At 66.6% G+C, this 17992-nt stretch carries 13 protein-coding genes; 4 read left to right on the forward strand and 9 right to left on the reverse strand.

All coding sequences use genetic code 11. The features are described 5' to 3' along the window. The coding region (locus G3446_RS01390) for a DDE-type integrase/transposase/recombinase (protein WP_209262211.1) at positions 1 to 794 on the reverse strand (794 nt) is incomplete at its 3' end. Between the two features lie 238 nt (positions 795 to 1032). Here G3446_RS01390 and G3446_RS01395 point away from each other — a divergent pair. Then, positions 1033 to 1866 carry a mechanosensitive ion channel domain-containing protein gene (locus G3446_RS01395; protein WP_342450001.1) on the forward strand — a complete coding sequence of 278 codons (834 nt, stop codon included), beginning with the start codon at positions 1033 to 1035 and terminating at the stop codon, positions 1864 to 1866. 71 nt (positions 1867 to 1937) lie between these two features. Here G3446_RS01395 and G3446_RS01400 read toward each other — a convergent pair whose 3' ends face one another. The 3 genes from G3446_RS01400 to G3446_RS01410 all read right to left on the reverse strand — a co-directional run bounded on the left by G3446_RS01400 (position 1938) and on the right by G3446_RS01410 (position 4295). Then, on the reverse strand, positions 1938 to 2129 hold the full coding sequence (locus tag G3446_RS01400) for a hypothetical protein (protein WP_164450607.1): 192 nt from the start codon (positions 2127 to 2129) through the stop codon (positions 1938 to 1940). A gap of 544 nt (positions 2130 to 2673) precedes the next feature. Beyond that, entirely contained in the window at positions 2674 to 3432 is a 759-nt protein-coding gene (locus tag G3446_RS01405; RefSeq protein ID WP_164450608.1) for an ATP-binding cassette domain-containing protein, read from the reverse strand. Between the two features lie 11 nt (positions 3433 to 3443). Beyond that, positions 3444 to 4295 (reverse strand): ABC transporter permease, encoded by an 852-nt coding sequence (locus G3446_RS01410; RefSeq protein ID WP_164450609.1) that lies wholly within the window; start codon positions 4293 to 4295, stop codon positions 3444 to 3446. Positions 4296 to 4542: 247 nt separating this feature from the next. Between G3446_RS01410 and G3446_RS01415 the strand changes: the two genes are divergently transcribed. Next, a complete protein-coding gene (locus G3446_RS01415) occupies positions 4543 to 7842 on the forward strand; it encodes a glycoside hydrolase family 99-like domain-containing protein (RefSeq protein WP_164450610.1) in 3300 nt (1099 codons plus the stop codon). A gap of 188 nt (positions 7843 to 8030) precedes the next feature. Here G3446_RS01415 and G3446_RS01420 read toward each other — a convergent pair whose 3' ends face one another. From G3446_RS01420 to G3446_RS01440, 5 genes are all read right to left on the reverse strand, one after another. Next, positions 8031 to 9056, reverse strand: a complete 1026-nt coding sequence (locus G3446_RS01420; RefSeq protein ID WP_245232239.1) for a GGDEF domain-containing protein — start codon at positions 9054 to 9056, stop codon at positions 8031 to 8033. A gap of 45 nt (positions 9057 to 9101) precedes the next feature. After that, a complete protein-coding gene (locus G3446_RS01425) occupies positions 9102 to 10205 on the reverse strand; it encodes a cobalamin B12-binding domain-containing protein (protein WP_164450612.1) in 1104 nt (367 codons plus the stop codon). 120 nt (positions 10206 to 10325) lie between these two features. Then, positions 10326 to 13496, reverse strand: coding sequence for an ATP-binding protein (locus G3446_RS01430; protein WP_164450613.1), 3171 nt, complete (start codon positions 13494 to 13496; stop codon positions 10326 to 10328). A gap of 26 nt (positions 13497 to 13522) precedes the next feature. Then, positions 13523 to 14593: a uroporphyrinogen decarboxylase family protein gene (locus tag G3446_RS01435; protein ID WP_342450002.1), complete on the reverse strand. Its 1071-nt coding sequence runs from the start codon at positions 14591 to 14593 to the stop codon at positions 13523 to 13525. Then, positions 14590 to 15252, reverse strand: coding sequence for a cobalamin B12-binding domain-containing protein (locus G3446_RS01440; protein WP_164450614.1), 663 nt, complete (start codon positions 15250 to 15252; stop codon positions 14590 to 14592). Before G3446_RS01440 ends, G3446_RS01435 begins: the two co-directional genes overlap by 4 nt. Positions 15253 to 15691: 439 nt before the next feature. Between G3446_RS01440 and G3446_RS01445 the strand changes: the two genes are divergently transcribed. Together G3446_RS01445 and G3446_RS01450 are read left to right on the forward strand one after the other, a co-directional pair. After that, positions 15692 to 16324, forward strand: a complete 633-nt coding sequence (locus G3446_RS01445; RefSeq protein ID WP_164450615.1) for an MEDS domain-containing protein — start codon at positions 15692 to 15694, stop codon at positions 16322 to 16324. Then, positions 16321 to 17970, forward strand: coding sequence for a diguanylate cyclase (locus G3446_RS01450; RefSeq protein WP_164450616.1), 1650 nt, complete (start codon positions 16321 to 16323; stop codon positions 17968 to 17970). The genes G3446_RS01445 and G3446_RS01450 overlap by 4 nt, the downstream gene beginning before the upstream one ends. Positions 17971 to 17992: the final 22 nt, after the last annotated feature.

Below are 17992 nucleotides of genomic sequence, written 5' to 3' on the forward strand. Positions count from 1 at the left end.
TCGACCAAGTGGATGCCCAGTCGGGCGCAGATCCCCTGCAGCGTCTTGGCGCGATAGGCCGGGCCGTTGTCGATCACCAGCTTCACCGGCAGCCCGCGTTTGAGCACCGCTTGCTTGAGCACCGCCTCGATATCGAGGGCCGTCTCGCCGGGACGAAAGGCCGAATGGGCGATCAGGCGCGAGGCATCGTCCATCAGCGAGACCAAATACGCCTTGCGCAGGCGGCCCGCGATCGGTACGCGCGGGCCGTGCATCACATCGCCATACCAGATGTCACCGGCGTGCTCGGCGACAAAGGCACGGTGCTCCTGCGGCTCGCTCGCCGCTCCGCTCGGGCGTGAGAGCCCGTGGGCCTGTAACAGCCGGTGCACGGCCGAGCGCGTGAGCGCTCCGGCCGCGACCTGACCCCGGCGCTCGAGCAGACGACAGAGACGGTCGATGGAGCGGCGCGGATGCTCGCGCTTGGCCGCCAGGATCGCCTCCTGGATCGCGGGGGGAATTTTCGACTGCCCCCGGTCCGCGCGCGCCTTGGGCGCGAGCGCCTCGATCCCGCCGCGCTGCCAGGCGTAGTACCAGGCCTCGATCGTCTTCTCGCTCAGGCGCGTGTGGTGCGAGCCGGGGATGGCGTGGCCGCCGACAAGCCCGAGGGCGTGCCCGAGGAGAACTGGCTGCCGATCGAAAGAAAGGACGCAGACATGGACATCGTCCTGCGTATCTACGAGCCGGACCTGGAGAAGATGAAGACCTGGAGGGCGCCCAAAGCGGAGAAGCGACCGAACTAGAGAGCGACTCAACGGCTGCCTGGCGAGAACGCACGGCCTGGACGGGAAGAAGACCAGAGGCAGCAGATCGCTAATGTATCCAAGAGGAGTGAATCGCAACCTGCTGGCCATCGCCGGGCTGGGGATTTCCCTTACCTTGACGATGCCAGTCAACGCCCAATCCACGGCAGACGGCGCCGCCCGCGCCGACAGGGCTGCCCGAGATGCGAGTGGCATCGTCGGCGGCGCCCGCTAGAGGCGCACGACCGTCATGGTGGACGGTGAGGCGCAGCTGCGCGCCATCACCCTTCTGGATCTGGGCCTGGCCCTACTCTTCGCCGCGGGCACCCTGGTGCTGCTGAAGCGCCTACCCGCGCTGCTGGAAATCCTGCTGCTAAGGCGATATGGCATGTCTGCCGCGGACCGCTACGCGGTGACGGCACTGTGGAGCTATGTCGTCGGCGCCGTCGGCATCATGCTCGTGCTTGGCACGCTGGGCAAGTTGGAGCCAACTGCAGTGGATGACCGCTGCGCTCAGCGTCGGCATCGGCTTCGGCCTGCAGGAAATCGTCGCCGATTTCATCAGTGGCCTGATCATCCGTTCGAGCGACCGATCCGCGTCGGTGATACGGTCACGTTGGGCGACACTGACGGCGTCGACACCCGCATTCGTATCCGCGGCGACTTCGACCGTAAGGAGCTCTTGGCCCCGAACAAGGAGCTCATCACCAGCCGCCTGCTCAACTGGACACTGTCGGACCCGGTCACCCGCATTCAGCTCGTTGTCGGCGACGTCTACGGCAGCGACCTTGAGGCGGCGATCTCCATCATGGAGCGTCTTGCCGGGGAGCACGAGCATGTCGTCGACGACCCGCCCCAGTTCGCAGCCTTCGACACCTTCGGTGACAACGCCCCGACACTAACCCTGCGCGCCTATGTGAGCTCCATCGACGTGCCCCTGGGCACCGTCACGGAGCTGAACAGGGCGATCAACGCCGCCTGTGAAGCCGCGGGCTTGAGCATTGCGTTCCCGCAGTGGGACGTACACTTGGACCCGAGTAAGCCACTGCGAATCCGGATTGAGGGGCGCTCAGTCGCCGGCTGACCCGACCCCTGTGCCCGCGGCGCGAGCGCGAAAAGCACCCGGGCGCGCTCGGATCACCCTGTCGACGGCAATCAGGGGAGCGGGGCCGTATCCGTCTCTCCTTTGACGTTGATCGTACCATCCTCGATCTTCGCGTTGATCGCGTCGTGGGCCGTCATCGTACTGGCGGGCTTCGTGTTGGTCACATCCGAGCCGCAGCCCGAGCTCAGCCCCGCGAACGAGATGGCAGCAAACAGCACGCAGCAAATGATCGCTCGGCTCATCACAGCATCCTCCGTTGGTGGCCAATTCAGTGCGCATGGAGTAACACCAACCCCTTCTCAAGCAGTATAGCCTCGCAGGCCAGAGGTGGCGTGCGAGGCCAACGGCATAGTGAAACGGTTGAGCGCCCGACATGAATCGCTCGAAAAGCCGGGGCTCGCAGATCAAGTCGCTGAGCGAGAACAGCCTGGGTGGGCTGCTCCGTGCAACCGTCGTGGGCTGGGATGGCACCCTATTCTTCACCTGACACGGCCTGGCCTTCCTCAAGAAGGCGCTCGACCTGGAGCCCAGCGGCTTGGGGAATCCAGCACTGCCGAAGAAGATTCCCGATGGACCTCGGTGTCTGGGGTCGAAGGAGTGCGGCATCCAGAGCATCGCGATGGCAGGTGCACCAAGGCTCAAGGGACAAGGGACAAGAGAGAGGGGACAAAGGCGTCGCGTCCGTCGGGGAGCTGCGCAGCCTCTGCATTCAGGCGGACGCTCGCATGATCGGCTGACAGATGAGCCGAGACCTCTTCGGCTGGAGCAAGGATGCGCGCATTGCCCTCAGAACCCCCGCATCGCCTTGTAGCGCTCCAGCACAGCTTCGGTCGGGCCGGCATGCACGACCTGGCCATGCTCCATGAGGATCGCCTTCGAGCACATGTTGCGCACCAGCTCGTCCGAGTGCGAGGAGAGGACGATGATCGAGACCTTCTCGGTGAAGCGCGCCAGGCGCTCGCGAGCCTTATGCAGAAAGGCCGCGTCCCCAGCGCCAATCCCTTCATCCAGCAGCAGGATATCCGGGACCACCGAGGTCGACACGGCGAAGGCGAGCCGCATCTGCATGCCGGCCGAGTAGGTGCGGATGGGCAGATCGAGAAAGTCGCCAAGCTCGGTGAAGTCGGCGATCTCGTCCATCCGCGCTTTCATCTCCCGGCGCGTGAGGCCGAGGAAGAGCCCGCGCAGGATGATGTTCTCGTAGCCAGTGCTCTCCTGATCCATGCCGAGACTGATGTCGAACAGCGGCACGGTCCGCCCAGCGACGCTGACACGCCCGGAATTCGGCTCGTAGATGCCGCCCAGCACCCGCAGCAGCGTCGTCTTGCCGGCGCCATTGTGGCCGATCAGCCCGAGGCGATCGCCATCTTCGAGCTTCAGATTGATGTCCTGCAGGGCCTGAACCACGGAGATGCGCTGGGACGTCGAATCGGAGCGGATCTGCCCGCCGGTCGCGCTCTGGATGATGCGGTTCTTGATGGAGCGCGTCGCGGCATTGTAGACGGGGAAGGAGACGGAGACGTTTTCCAGTTGAATCGAAGCCACAGTCGCGTCCCCTATACCCAGTAGGCGATGCGCCAGCGATAGGCGGAGTAGAAGAAGAAGGTGATCGCCCAGCCGCCGACGAGGATGGAGAGCACCGCGAGCCAATGCTCGAGCTGCGCGGGCTGACCGAGCATTGGCGCCCGCATGATCTCGACCAGATGGTAGAAGGGATTCAGGTCCAGCAGCAGGGCGCGCCCCGGAAGCATCTCCGGCTTCCAGATGACCGGCGTGATGAAGAAGAGCACCTGCACGATGCTGCCGACGATCAAGGGCACGTCACGGAAGCGGGCGCTCAAGAGCCCGAAGAGCAGCGAGATCCAGAGCCCGTTCAGCAGGATGACGAAGAGCGCCACCGGGACCCACAGCAGGTTCCAGTTCAGATCCGCGCCATACCAAAGCGCGACGCCGAAGAAGACCCAAACATTGTGGGCGAAGGCGATCAAGTTGGACCAGAGCATGCGGTAGGCATAGATGGAGACCGGCGCGTTCAGCTGCCGGATCATGCCGTCCGAGCGAATGAAGGACTGGCAGCCCTCGTTGACGATGCTGGAGATGAGCCCCCAGATGACGAAGCCCGCCGCGAGGAAGGGCAGGTAGTCGTGCAGGTCCTGCCGGAAGATCTGGCCGTAGAGCAGCCCCAGGGCGAGCACCATGACGGCCATGGAGATGGTGATCCAGAAGGGCCCCAGCTTGGAGCGGCGATAGCGTTGCCGCACATCGTGCAGGCCTAGGGTCATCCACAGCTCGCGACGCTCCCAGCCCGCGGCGATGTCCCTCAGGGCGCGCTGGATCTGCTCCGCACGCAGCCCGTGCCTGAACTGACTCAGGAGCGGCGACTCGCCGACTTGGGTCTCAGACGACATCAGAGAGATTCCAATCCAGGATTTGACGAAGAGGCGGCAGTCGCGCCGGCGGAGGGACAACAGGGCTCAGCCAGAGGCACCGGTGTTACCCGCGAAGCTGATAATCCGGGTACTATACCACGCCATCTCGCCGGGAATCGGGCCCGGCCTCGCACTTCCACCGCGCACACCTTGGGTCCACCCGAGCTTTCCAGCCGCGTCACGCGCTCGCTCGGCAAGCGGACAGCGCAGGCATCGGCACGGCATCATGGTCTTCAATCTGCTACGCCCCCTGTGGCGCCTCCTCCCCCTGGACATCCCGGCCCGGCAGCGCATGCAGCGCCGGCTCTTCCGGACCCTGCCATTCCTGTTCCGCAAGCACCCGGGCTTCAAGGCGTTCGAGCAGGCGCGCCAGCGCGGTGAGCTGTGGCGAGGCATGGGCGGAACGCTGGAGGATCAAAGCTTCCAGGCGGTCCCACTGCTGGATGCCCGGCCGCCGGCCTCGCTACCGGCGCGCCTCATCGCCTTCTACCTCCCGCAATTCCATCCCATCCCCGAGAACGACGCCTGGTGGGGCCGAGGCTTCACCGAGTGGACCAATGTCGTTCGCGGACGCCCCCAGTTCCCCGGCCACTACCAGCCCCATCTGCCCGGCGAGCTGGGCTTCTACGACCTGCGGGCTCCCGAGGTCATGGCCCGCCAGGTCGAGCTTGCCAAGCTCTACGGCATCGGCGGCTTCGCCTTCTACTACTACTGGTTCGCCGGCAAGCGGCTGTTGGAGCGCCCACTCGAGGACTATCTGAGCAGCAGCCTGGACCTCCCCTTCTGTCTCTGCTGGGCCAACGAGAACTGGAGCCGGCGCTGGGACGGCCGCGACGACCAGATCCTCATGGCACAGGAGCACTCGCCCGAGGACGATCTGGCCTTCATCCAGGCCATCGCCAGGTATCTGCGCGACCGGCGCTACATCCGCGTCGGCGCACGGCCGCTGCTCATGGTCTACCGGCCGGCACTGCTGCCCGACCCAGCGGCGACCGCGCGGCGCTGGCGCGGCTGGTGCCGCGACAATGGGATCGGCGAGATCTACCTGGCCTACACCCAATCCTTCGAGTCCGAGCCACCGGAGGACTACGGCTTCGACGCGGCCGTCGAGTTCCCGCCCAACAACAGCCACCCCGTCGACATCACCAAGCAGATCCAGGACCGCAGCCCCGACTTCAAGGGCACCATCTACGACTGGACCATCTACCCCGAGCGCAGCCGGCACTACGAGCCCTGCGACTACAGGCTCTTCCGTGGCGTCAATCCGTCCTGGGACAACGAGGCACGCCGGCGCGGCCGCGGAGCTGTCTTCCTCGGCTCCACCCCCGCGGGCTATCGGCAATGGCTCGAAAACGCCATCGGCGACACGCTCGCGCGCATCTCAGAGCCATCGGAGCGGCTGGTCTTCATCAACGCCTGGAACGAGTGGGCCGAGGGCGCGCACCTTGAGCCGGACGACCGCCATGGCTACGCCTATCTGCAGGCGACCCGCGACGCCCTACTGAGATCCCGCGTGGCGGTGCGGCGCGAGATCCTGCTAGTCGCCCATGACGCCTATCCGCATGGCGCCCAATACCTCGCGCTGCGCATGGCCGAGCGCCTCACCGAGCGCTTCGGCTATCGGGTCACCATGGTCGTGCTCGGCCCAGGCCCATTGCTCGCCGACTACGCCGCCGTGGCGGACGTGCACAGGCTCGACAGCGACGAGGCCGACCGTGGCCCTGGTCGCCGCTTGGCCAAGATGCTCCGCGAGCGCGGCCTCGACAGCGCCTTGGTGAATTCGACCGCCTCCGGGCGCTTCCTGCCCAGCCTTAGGGCCGCTGGATTCCGCACCATCGCACTGGTCCATGAGCTCCCGGAGCTGATCCGCCGCCATGCGCTGCAGCCGCATGCCAGGTATGTCGGCGAGTCCGCGGACGTGGTGGTCTTTCCCGCCGGGATGGTGCGCGATGGCTTCGCCCAATTCGCCAAGGTGACTGAGGCCCAGGCGCGCATCCGGCCACAGGGCCTCTATAAGGAGAACGCCCTCTTTCGACAGGAGAGGACGAAGGCCATCCGCGCCCAGCTCCGCGACCGGCTCGGTCTTCCCGCAGACGCCCGCATCGTCTTGGGGGTGGGCTATGGCGACCATCGTAAGGGGGTCGATCTCTTCGTGCGGACGGGGCTGGCCCTCGCCGGGGAGCGTAAAGAGGTCTATTGCATCTGGGTGGGCAAGCTCGATGCGGCCATGCAGGAGGCGGCCGACCGGCTGCTCGCCGCGGTAGACCCGGACGTCAAAGGACGCTTCATCTTCCCCGGCCACACCACGGACACGGACGCCTTCTACGCGGGGGCGGACATCTACGCCATGACCTCGCGCGAAGACCCCTTCCCCTCGGTCGTGCTCGAGTCCCTGGCGGTCGGCGTGCCAGTGGTGGCATTCGAGGGCGCGGGCGGCTTCTGCGAGCTGGCACCGACCGGGGCCATCCGGCTGGCGCCCGCCGAGGACTCGGGCGCCTTCGCGACAGAGATCGCCCGGCTGCTTGATGACGAGGCCGCACGCCACGAAGCGGGACTGCAAGGCCACAATCTGGTCGCGCGCGACTTCGGCTTCGAGCGCTACCTGCTCGACCTGCTCGCGGAGACGACCAGCCCGGTCCCAAGGATCTCGGTGGTCGTCCCGAGCTTCAACTACCGCCGCTATCTGCCCGCGCGGATCCGCAGCATCCTCGAGCAGAGCCTCCCCGTCTACGAGCTCATCGTGCTCGACGACTGCTCGACCGACGGCAGCCGCGAATGGCTGGCGGAGGAGCTGCCAAGGCTGGCCCCAGAGGCCCAGGTCGTGCTCAACAGAGAGAACTCGGGCTCGGTCTTCGTCCAATGGCTGGAGGGCGTGCGCCGCGCGCGCGGCGACTACGTCTGGATCGCGGAGGCGGACGACCTCGCGGCCCCGGATTTCCTCGACGAGGCCATGCGCGGCTTCGCCGATTCCGACGTGGTCCTGAGCTTCACCCAGTCGCGCCAGATCGATCCCGACGGCGAGGTGCTCTGCGGCGACTATCTCGACTATGTCGCCGACATCTCCCGCGACCGCTGGCGCCAGCCCTATCGCTGCCCGGGCGAAGAGGAGATCGGCCAGGTCCTCGCGGTCAAGAACAGCATCCCAAACGTCAGCGGCGCGGTCTTCCGGCGCGCGGCGCTCCTCGACGTCCTGCAAGCGCACATCGACGACATCCGCAGCTACAAGGTCGCCGGGGATTGGGTGGTCTATGTCGAGCTCCTCAAGCGCGGCGCCATCACCTTTTCGCCCAGGGCCCTCAACGACCATCGCCGCCATCCAAGCAGCGTCACCCTCTCCCGCTTCAATCTCGAGCAGCTGAGCGAGATCGTGGGCGTCCAGCGCTGGATCGCCGCCAATCACGACGTCGGCGACGACACCCGGGCGATCGCCGACGCCTATGCACAGGCCCTCTACGAGCAGTTCGGGCTGGCCAACGCAAAGGCCCCCAAGTACGGGGACTGCGAGGCATTGCGGGGCTCAGGCTAGCGGCAGACTGCTGTAGACCTGAAGAGAGCTACCAGCCTTCAGCAGCCAGCTTTTTAGGGCCGATCCGCAGGTCGCAGCCCGCCCCTCCCGCCTATTCGCAGACGGACCTCTGAGAAGCTGTCTGGGCGCTCGTAGGGGCGACTTCAGCCGCCCTCGATAACCGCGGGGGTGGGCGACTGAAGTCGCCCCTACACCCGTCCATAGGGGTCTCGACGATGATTTCCAGACAGCCTCTGAGTGGCCAGCTCCGCTCGAGCAGGCGCGCGCTCGGGCGAAGCAGCGACCACGCGGTCTCGTCCACCCGTCTTCGCCTGGTAGAGCAGGTCGTCGGCGCGCTTGAGCAGGCTCTCCGGGTCGTCCTCGTCCCTCAGCTCAGCCACGCCGATGCTCGCGGTGACGCGGTAATCCGGTGCGATCGGGCGCAGCTCGGCAATGCCGAGGCGGATGCGCTCGGCCACCTCACAGGCTGCGGACAGACCTGTTTCGAGCAGATAGGCGACCAGCTCCTCGCCGCCCAGGCGCGCGGGCAGGTCGGCGGCGCGGACCTGCGAGCGGAGCAGGTCGGCGACAGCCACCAAGACGGCGTCGCCCCCGGCATGACCGAATTGGTCGTTGACGCGCTTGAAATGATCGAGGTCGATCATGAGCAGCGCGAGTTTCCGCCGACGCGAGCGGACATGCCGCACCTCGGTGTCCAGACGCTCCATGAAGTAGCGCCGGTTGGCGAGCCCGGTCAGGGAGTCGCTGCGCGCGAGCTTCTCATTGAGCCCATTGGCCTGGGCCAGCGCATGATTGGCCTTGTGCAGATCACGCACCAAACGGGACATCTGGATCGCCAAGTGCCCCATGCGCTCGACGATCTCGTTCTCGACGCCGCTCGCGATCTCGCCGATCAGAAGCGTCCCCCCCGCGATCCGGTAGGCATGAAAGCAATAGGCCTCCCCGTCTTCGGTCTCTCTCAGCATCAGCGCAACCGGGGTACGCGGCGGGAGATTCGCCAACAGGTCTCGTGCCTCCTCATCGATGCGCAGGAACCGCCAAGGCGACTCCCCGCTCACGCGATCGAATCCTGCAAAGCGGGACCGGAAGGCCATATTGGCGTCGCGAATGAGACCTCGATCGTCCAGCTCGATCGTCAACAGACGTCCGGATTCCATGACGTGCTGGCGCAAGGCCCACAAGGCATCCAAGTCGAGAGATTCTGTCTGGCTCATGCTCATCGGTCGGTCGGTCGGTCGGTCGGTCGGTCGGTCGGTCGGTCACATCGAAACATCAAGCGCGCGGGCCCAGACGACAGCGGCCTCGCAATCTGTGAGAAAGAGATCCGCGCCGAGTGCCTCGACCAGCGAGGGGACGCTCAGGAGGGCCTGACCACCCACGAGGATGCGCGTCTCGGCCTGATCGCCGAGTGCCGCTCGCAGCGCCGCGATGGTGGCACGCGCCTCGTCGAGGTGGCTGAGCATGCTGATCGAGAGGGCGACGAACCTTGGGGATTCGGCGACGACCGCTTGGATCAGGGTATCCTGGTCGCAGTCGGCGCCGAGAAAGGTCACCTCCCAGCCATCTAGATCCAGGCAGGCCGCGACCATCCAGGCACCGAGCTCGTGCAGCTCGCCGGCCACTGAAGCAACGATCGCCCTACCGCGTGGCTTGGCTGGAAAGGGCTGCTCCGAGTAGAGCCTGGAGAGCACCAGATAGGCCGTGGACGTGGCCTGGTGCTCCCCCGCGACCGAGAGCCGTCCGCTCTCCCAGCGGACCCCGATCTCCACCATCGCCGGGAAGAAGAGCCCCTGAAGGAGCTGCGGAAAGGAAGCGCCCTGCGCCAGCAAGCCGCGGCTCAGCTCGAGCAGGGTGAGGTGGTCGCAGGCGACCAGGGCCTCGACAAACCTCGCGTAGGTTGCATGCAGCTTCTCAGGCACCGCCGGAGACGGCGAGCGAAAGTCGCTGGCGGCAGCGACGCTGCTCTCATGGGCCGCGAGCATCCAGTCATAGAGTGCAAGCAGCGGCTGAGTGTCGGCGTCTGCCAGGCGCTCGCGGATCGCCTGCTTCCAATAGCTCAGCTCGACGGGAAAGTAGTCGAAAGAGACGCCTTGATTGTGATAGGTGAAATAGATCCAGGGCAGGGTCTTGGCCAAGAGCGGGAAGTTGCCGGTGCGCAGAATCTCCGCCACGAAGGCCGCGTGATTGCGGTGATTGACCTCAAGCAGACGCGCCGGATTGCCATTGAGCAGCGCCGCGAGCTTCGGGTGCTGGAACACCAGGTGCGAGACCCGGTCCGCCAGCTCGCGGGCGTTCTCCGCGTAGGCACGGACGGTCTCGGTGGGGATTGCACCAATGCTGGCGTCGAGTCGAATTCCGGTCATCTTGCCGTCCCGGTGAGCGGTGGAATGCGTCGCTGATTGGCGCCTGGTCTCGGCGCACCCAGCCCGTCGTCCCATCCTAGGGCAACCGCTGCGCAGGCCAGGTGCCCCGTGCGCCGGAGATCAGCCATCGTCATCGAGCCGCTCCGCCAGCTGCCGCTGAATGCGATGCACGCGATCGGCCACCTGCTCGGCCTTCGGGCTGCGCGCGCGAATGGCCGCTTCCAAGTCCGCAGACGCTTGGTAGAGCCATGTTGCGCCCAGGGACCCCGCAGCGCCCTTGAGCGCATGGGCGAGCTGCCCGGCCGCGTTCGCGTCACCGACGGCCAAGGCGGACCTTACCTTGGGGATGTCGTCTCCATGGTCCTGGCAGAGACGCCGAAGCAGACGCAGATAGACCGGCAAGCTCCCGCGGACAGAGCGCAGACCGAATTCGACATCCAACCCCTCGACCTGACGAATGCCCGCCTCGCACTCGGGCACCGCGTCCAATGACGCCTGGCCTTTATGGGCGTCACCGACTTCGCGCACATGCGCGGGCACCTCGGTCGCGCTCAGCCACCTCAAGAGCGCGCTATAGAGCAGCTCCGGCTCCACCGGCTTGGCGATATGGGCGCTCATCCCCGCCGCCAAGCAGAGCTGGAGGTCATGCTCGAGCGCGCTCGCGGTCATCGCCAGAATGGGGATCTCGGCCCAGCCGGGTAGGCGACGCATCAGACGGGTCGCTTCCAGACCGTCCAAGTCCGGCATCTGCACATCCATCAGCACCAGGTCGTAGCGCCCTCGCTCAGCCAGCGCGACGGCCGCCCGGCCGGTGTCGGCGAGGTCCGCGGTCAGCCCGACCTGCTTCAGCAGCTCGAAGAGCACTTCCCGATTGATGCGGTTGTCCTCCGCGGCCAGGATCCTTCGGTCTCCATAGTCGCGCGCCAAGATCTCCTGCGTGCTGGGCTGGCTCGGCAGGCTGGCCGGGGCCGCCGCCCGGGTGTCCGCCGGCTTCGCCAAACGGGCGGTGAGCCAGAAGCGGCTGCCGCTTCCCGGGGTACTTTCCATGCCGACCTCGCCACCCATGAGCTCGGCGATGCGCCTGGTGATGGCGAGCCCTAGCCCGGTTCCGCCGAAGCGGCGGACCGAAGAGGCATCGCCTTGCTCGAAGGCGTTGAAGAGTCGAGCCCCCTGCTCGGCCGAGATACCGATCCCGGTGTCACTGACCTCGAAGCGCATGAGCAGGTCCCTGTCGCCTTCTTCGAGGATCTGTGCCCGCAGGCGAATCCGTCCTTGCTCGGTGAACTTCACCGCGTTGCTCAGGTAGTTGATGAGGGCCTGGCGCAAGCGGGTCGCGTCGCCTAGCAGCGTGCTGGGCAGGGTGTCGACCTCGAGCCCGAAGTCGAGGCCTTTGGCCTGGATCCTATCCGCCATCAGGCCACAGACCTCCTCGAGCAAGGCCTCGGGCGCAAAGGCCTCCGTCTGCAGCTGCAGCTTGCCCGCCTCGATCTTGGAGATATCCAGAATGTCGTTGATGACGCCGAGGAGATGCTTCGCCGCGCTGTCGATCTTGGTCAGCTTGTCGCGATGATCTGGGTGGGAGATCGCGCGATCCAGCAAATAGGTGAGCCCCAGAATGGCATTCATCGGCGTGCGAATCTCGTGACTCATGTTCGCCAGGAACAGACTCTTGGCTTGGCTGGCGCTCTCCGCTTCCTGCTTGGCGAGCAAGAGCTCCGAGGTGCGGTGCTCGACCAGGCTCTCGAGATGCTCGCGATGCCGCGCCAGCTCCAGCTCGGCGCGCCGCCGCTCTGTGATGTCGGACAGGATGACGGCAAAGGTGCCCGGCATGGGCCGATAGGCGTAGATCCGGAGATCGCGGCCCAGGGCAGGATCCCACTGCTCGAAATGCACGGCGCGCCCCGTGCGCACCACCTCGCCGTAGCGCGCGATCCACTGGCTCTCGAGATCCGGGAACAGCTCGCGTGCGCTGCGCCCGAGCAAGGCGTCGCGCTCCAGCCCGATCAGCTGCTCATAGGCCGGATTCACGTCCAGGAAGCGATAGTCCAAGGCCTGACCAGAGGTGGAGAAGATGATCTCGTGCAGTGCGAACCCTTCCTGCATCGACTCGAACAGCGACCGATAGCGCACCTCGCTGAGCCTGAGCTGATCCAGGCTCTGGGCGCGCTGGATGGCCAGGGCGCACAGGCCGGCCATCTGCAGCGCGAGATTCTGGTAGCGCGGGAGATAGCCCTCCAGGGCCAAGCCTTCGATCATGAACACGCCTAGGGTCTCGCCTGCATTGGCGATGCGCAGCAGGAAGCCCTGCCCTGACGCCGTCGCAGCGGTCGGCTCGCACCCGCGCATGAAGGTACGCGCCTCGGTGACGGCCTCGGGGCGCGGCGCGGCGCCGACTGGCGACGGAGGCCTTCCTTCCGCGTCGCAAGGCAGATAGAGGCAGATCCTCGGCGCGAAAAGGGCGACGAAGATCTCACGGATCTGAATCAGCACCTCGCGCTCGCCGCGGGCCAGCGAGAGCTGACTCAGCAGGTCCATGGCCATGGCCGTCTCGGCGACCTGGGCCTGTACCACGGACTCCCGGGAGAGGGCGTCGCGGCGCTCGGCCTCGCGACGCGCCTCGGACACGATCAGACGCAGATTGAGCCTGAGATAGCCGAGCCCGACCGCATGCCGCCGCGCTGGACGCTGCAGATGGGCCGCCAGCTCGGCGAAACGCTCGGACGCGGCGGGATCATGCTCGGTGTCGAGGAGCAGGAGCGACTCCGAGCTCTCCTTGAACAGCTCGCGGGCCAGCTCGGCGCCGCCGAGCCCAAGCCGCTCGAGGTGCCTCCGCCAACCGGCGAGCCAGCCCGGCGTGCAGAGATAGGCGCCTTGAAGCAGCTGCGCGTCGATCCAATCGGGATCGGCCAGCAGGTGGAAGCACTGCTGAAGGCGCTGGATCCTGATGCGGTGGCCGGCAACCAGGCAGTGCGGCCCACCATGGTCGCGCCCTGACGCGAGCGACGCGAGACAGCTGCCTCCGAGCAAGGCGATGGGCTCATCCGCGGGAATCTCGTCGAGCGCCCCTTGGAGGTCGGCAGCGGAGAGCGGCGGCGCGCCACAGTGTGCCGGAAAGGCATGCGCGACCAGACCCGCGAGCTCGGGACGGTCCGCGAGCGCGGCCCGCACCTCAGCGACGAAATGTGCGCAAACGAAGAGGTGCGCCCGCGCGCCGGCATCCTGGCCCGCGCTTGGGCGTCGCGGCGAGGCGACAGTGCAAGCAGAAGCGGCGCAAGCAGATGAGACGGCCATGAGCGCTGCCCGGGTCTAGCCCCGGCTCAATCCCGTCGGCACCAATCGAGCGGATAGCGCCCCCAGCGCTCGACCGCGTCCGAGACCGCGGCCAACACCTCGTCCGGGACCTGCCAGGGGATCTCGCCATGGTTGTCGCCAAGGACAAAACCACCGCCACGGCCGGCGGCGGCGATCGCCGCCTTGACCTCGGCCTCGGCCTGCTCGGGCGTCCAGTGACGCATGGAGATGCCGTTGAGATTGCCGAGCAGCGAGAGGCGCCCCCGGCAGACCTGCTTGAGCGCGCCGAGATCGTCATGATGGCTGACGCCGATCGCCACGGCGCCCGTGTCCGGGAGCAGGTCGACGATCTTGAGCGCGCGGCCCGAGGCGAAGTGCATGGCGGCGGGCGCCTGCAGCCGCGCCAGCGTGCGGCGGGCAATCTCGAAGCCAGTGGCGAGAAAGCGCTCGCGCGGCACGATGGTGCTGGAGGAGACGGGATCGAAATAGCAGATGGCATTGGCCCCGGCCGCCACCTGCGCATTGCCCCAGGCGACACAGAACTCCTCGTTGAGCCGCATCAGCCGCTCGAACCGCTCCGGCTGCTCGTGCATCAGCGCGAGATAAGGCCCGAAGCCCATCTGGATCACCGGCAGCGAGAAGGGCGACATGACCACACCGACGATCGGCACCTCGCCGCCTGCCTCGGCGGCCAACAGCCGGGTGGTCTCCAGCACCCTGAGCAGGGCCGGCGAGTCCTCCACCCGTGGCGCGGTCAGCTGGTCGATATCCTCGGGACGCCTGATCACAGGCACGCCCGCGTTGGGCGGCCCGTCGTCACGGTAGAGCACGGTGCCGCCCCAGGCCTCGGTCTCGAGGGCGGCATAGTAGAAGGTATAGAGACAATCATGCCGATAGCGCGCGCGCAGCCTCAGCTGGCCCTCGGCGACCCGCTCCGGGCGCGCGAAATAGTCGGCGATGGACAGCCCAAGCTCGCGCGCGCCCTGCATGACCGGCAGCAGGAAGAGCGGCACCCGATCCGGCTCCTGGTGGCCGAGCGACGTCAGCAGCCGCTGCATCGGGGTCATGTCGCCGTGCGACGCGGTCGAGCCGTTCACGAGCCGGCCTCCAGGAGTCTGCCGAGGATGGGCAGGACCTCACCCGCGCTGAGGCCGACCGCGTCCGCGCCGACCTCGCGCCAGAGTCCGTCGTCGAACCGATAGGGGGCGCCGCCGACGATCACGCGCGGCCTTGGAGAGAGGGCACAGAGCCGTTCGGTCAGCAGGCGCACGCGCAGCGCCGCCGGGAGCATGAGTGTCGAGACCAGAAGGATCTCGATGCGATCCTCGCGCACCCGCGCGACCAGGCCGTCGACGTCCTGCCGGCCATAGTCCATGACCTGGTGGCCGGCGGCGCGCAGCACGGTGCGCACGATCTGCTTGCCGAGCAGGTGGTGATCTTCCAGGACCGCGATCGCCAGGCGGGGCGCCTGGGCCTGCGGCCCTGGATCGGCATCGGCCGGCTCGCTGTCCTGCCGGGTCTCGCTCAGCAGCTCCTCGACAAGCTCCTCGCAGATCCGACCGCTCATGTAGACCTGGGAGAGCGCGCAGTCTCCCGCTTCCCAGCGCCGGCCGATCTCTTCCAGCGCGGGCCGCACGAGCCGCTCGATGACGTCCAGAGGCGCACTCCTTGCGCGGACGTCACGCAAAAGGGTCCTTGCCTGAAGGCGATCCAGGGCGAGCAAGGCGGCCAGCAAGCCGTCGGAGCCAGGTGACATCGCTTGGACTCAAGTCGTGGAAATAACCATGCGCATCGGCCAAAAAACGGGCACAAAATGGACACGAAGCAACCATTTAGCACGCGAATTCGATAATATCGATCTTACGACGCCGGAACAATGTAGGCCAGCAAACCGTTCGTCGAACGATTGCCCCGCGTCGAGTCCGCGCGGGGGCCGCCTGTCCGACCCAAGGCCACGGGAGAAGGTAGCATGCCCGCAGCCCGCAGCCCGCAAGAGCAGGGCGCGACGCGGAGACGTCGCGTCTTGCCGCCCATGCCACGACCTTCGACGCCCCGACCAAGGCTAGAAGCCCCAGCTAACTCTAGATAAGTCTCAGGGTTTCGCCTCGCAGAGGGACTGCTATGCTCTTGGAGACGAGAGATCGAGTCATGATGGTCGGGCGTCTTCAGCATGGGCGCTCGTGGACGGAGGCTCCATGAATCCCCCTGCCCATGGGTGCAGCATCGGCTTCGCCAACGACCAATTCGAGCCGGGCGTGCACGTCTGCCACATCTACGGCGATGACCAGGAGCAGCAGAACGCGCTGCTGAAATTCCTCTTGACGGGTGTCCGAGGCGGCGAGCGCTCGAGCTGCTTCTCCGAGCACTGCGACGAGCAGGCCATCGCGCAGGAGCTGAGCCGCAATGGCATCTCCTACGCGGAGGTCTCGCGCGCCGGCGCGGTGATACTGGGCGGCGTGCGCGAGGTCTATTTCGAGTCGGGCGACTTCGATCCGGACCGAATGCTCGGGAGGCTGCGCGGGCTCTATCGCGAAAGCCTGGAGCAAGGCTACCCGGCCGCTCGCGTCATTGGCGACATGCTGCCCGAGGTCCTGGATATCGCCGGACGGACCCGGCTGCTGGAGTACGAGTCGCGCGTCACCTTGCTGCAGCGCGAATGCCCGATCACCGCGGTCTGTCAATATGACGGCCGCGCCTTCAGCGGTGCCGACATCCTCGAGATCCTCAAGGTCCACCCCTTGACGGTGGTCCAAGGCGCCGTCATTCGCAATCCCTTCTACATCCCACCTGAGACCTACCTCGCGCTCCAGCGAGACGCGTCAAGGTGAGCACGGCGACGCGAACCCTCGACGCGCGCGTCCTCGGACAGCTCCTGCTGATGCAGAGCGCGGTCATCGGTCTGCCGGACGAGACCATCTTCGGCTTCGTTTGCCAGGGTTTGGGCGAGCTGCCGGGTGTGACCAGGGCGCTGCTCGTGCGCGACGGCGAGGCCGCTGCCACGTCCAGCCGACAGCAGTTTCCGCTGCGTGTCGGCGAGCGGCCGCTGAGGGGCATCATCGAGCTCGAGGTCGCCGACTCAAACGCACTGAGTCCCTACCTGGGATACCTGGAGAACTTCTGCTCCACCCTGGCCCTGATCCTCGAGGAGCGCGATCAGAGACAGCGTATCCAAGAGCAGCAGCAGGTGCTCGAGCAGCGCGTCGCCGAGCGCACCCGCGCACTGACGCAGAGCGAGGCACGCTTTCGCGCGCTCAGCAACGACCTGCCGGCCATGGTTTGCGAGTATCTGCCGGACAGCACCCTGACCTATGTCAACGACGCCTACTGCGCCTATTTCGGCAAGACGGCCAAAACCCTCGTCGGCCGGCGCTTCTTCGATTTCCTCCCGGCCGAAGCCGTCGCTGCGGTGCGCCGGGAGATCGCCTCCTTCAGGCCCGAGCAGCCAACCAACTCCTACAAGCACACCGTCCTCAAGGACGGCAAGCCAGTCTGGCACGAATGGATGGATCGCGCCTTCTTCGACGAGACGGGACAGCTGCTGCGGATCCAGGGGGTCGGCTTCGATATCACGGCCCGCCAAGAGGCCGAGATCGAGCTCGCCAAGGCCAAGGAGCTGTTCGAGCGCGCCTTCCGCGACAACCCGAGTCTCATGGCGATCAGCGATCCGGAGTCGGGACGGCTCATCGACGTCAACAACACCTGGCTGGAGCGCATGGGGCTGCGCCACGAGCAGATCTGCGGCAAGACCATGGTGGAGCTGGGGCTCTTCCCGAACGAGCAGGCGCGGCGGCAACTGGTCCAAGAGATCCTCGCGGGAAGGCGCTCACACCCGGTCGAGATCGAGGCCCCCGACAAGAACGGCCGCGCCTTCTTCGGCGAGGCCGCTGGCGAGATCATCCACGTCGGCCCGCACCGCTTCCTGTTCGTGACCATCCAGGACCTGACACGCCAGCGCGAGCTAAGGACGCGGCTGGAGCGCGAAGCCACCCATGACGCACTCACAGGCGTCTATAATCGCCAGTTCGCGGACGGCTACCTCATTCGCGAGATCGCGGCCGCCGATCGGCTCGACCATCCCTTGCCGCTGTTGATCGCGGATCTGGACCACTTCAAGCGCGTCAACGACCGCTTCGGCCACCTGGCTGGCGACAGCGTCCTGCAGGAGGTGACAGGCCGGCTCGGCGCGCGCATCCGTCAGAACGACCTCCTCGCGCGCTGGGGCGGCGAAGAGTTCATACTAGCCCTGCCCGGCACGCACCGCGCCGGCGCGGTGCGGCTCGCGGAATGCTTGCGGCGAGACATCGAGCTGCGCCCCTTCGAGGCCGCGGGTCCCATGACACTGAGCATCGGGCTGGCGATGTGGCGGCCCGGCGAGTCCGCCGCGCAATGGATCAACCGGGCGGATCAGGCGCTCTACGCAGCCAAGCATCAGGGCCGCAATCGCGTTTGCATTGCCGCGGACACCGACCGCTGAGCGCCAGGGTCCGCGGTCGTCT

The organism is Thiorhodococcus minor, assembly GCF_010820565.1.
GTDB lineage: Bacteria > Pseudomonadota > Gammaproteobacteria > Chromatiales > Chromatiaceae > Thiorhodococcus > Thiorhodococcus minor.

Bases quoted from the DNA above. Each gene is read 5' to 3' on its own strand.
- G3446_RS01395 (WP_342450001.1), top strand. From the start codon at position 1,033: ATGGTGGACGGTGAGGCGCAGCTGCGCGCCATCACCCTTCTGGATCTG.
- G3446_RS01400 (WP_164450607.1), bottom strand. From the start codon at position 2,129: ATGAGCCGAGCGATCATTTGCTGCGTGCTGTTTGCTGCCATCTCGTTC.
- G3446_RS01410 (WP_164450609.1), bottom strand. From the start codon at position 4,295: ATGTCGTCTGAGACCCAAGTCGGCGAGTCGCCGCTCCTGAGTCAGTTC.
- G3446_RS01415 (WP_164450610.1), top strand. From the start codon at position 4,543: ATGGTCTTCAATCTGCTACGCCCCCTGTGGCGCCTCCTCCCCCTGGAC.
- G3446_RS01420 (WP_245232239.1), bottom strand. From the start codon at position 9,056: ATGAGCCAGACAGAATCTCTCGACTTGGATGCCTTGTGGGCCTTGCGC.
- G3446_RS01425 (WP_164450612.1), bottom strand. From the start codon at position 10,205: ATGACCGGAATTCGACTCGACGCCAGCATTGGTGCAATCCCCACCGAG.
- G3446_RS01430 (WP_164450613.1), bottom strand. From the start codon at position 13,496: ATGGCCGTCTCATCTGCTTGCGCCGCTTCTGCTTGCACTGTCGCCTCG.
- G3446_RS01440 (WP_164450614.1), bottom strand. From the start codon at position 15,252: ATGTCACCTGGCTCCGACGGCTTGCTGGCCGCCTTGCTCGCCCTGGAT.
- G3446_RS01445 (WP_164450615.1), top strand. From the start codon at position 15,692: ATGAATCCCCCTGCCCATGGGTGCAGCATCGGCTTCGCCAACGACCAA.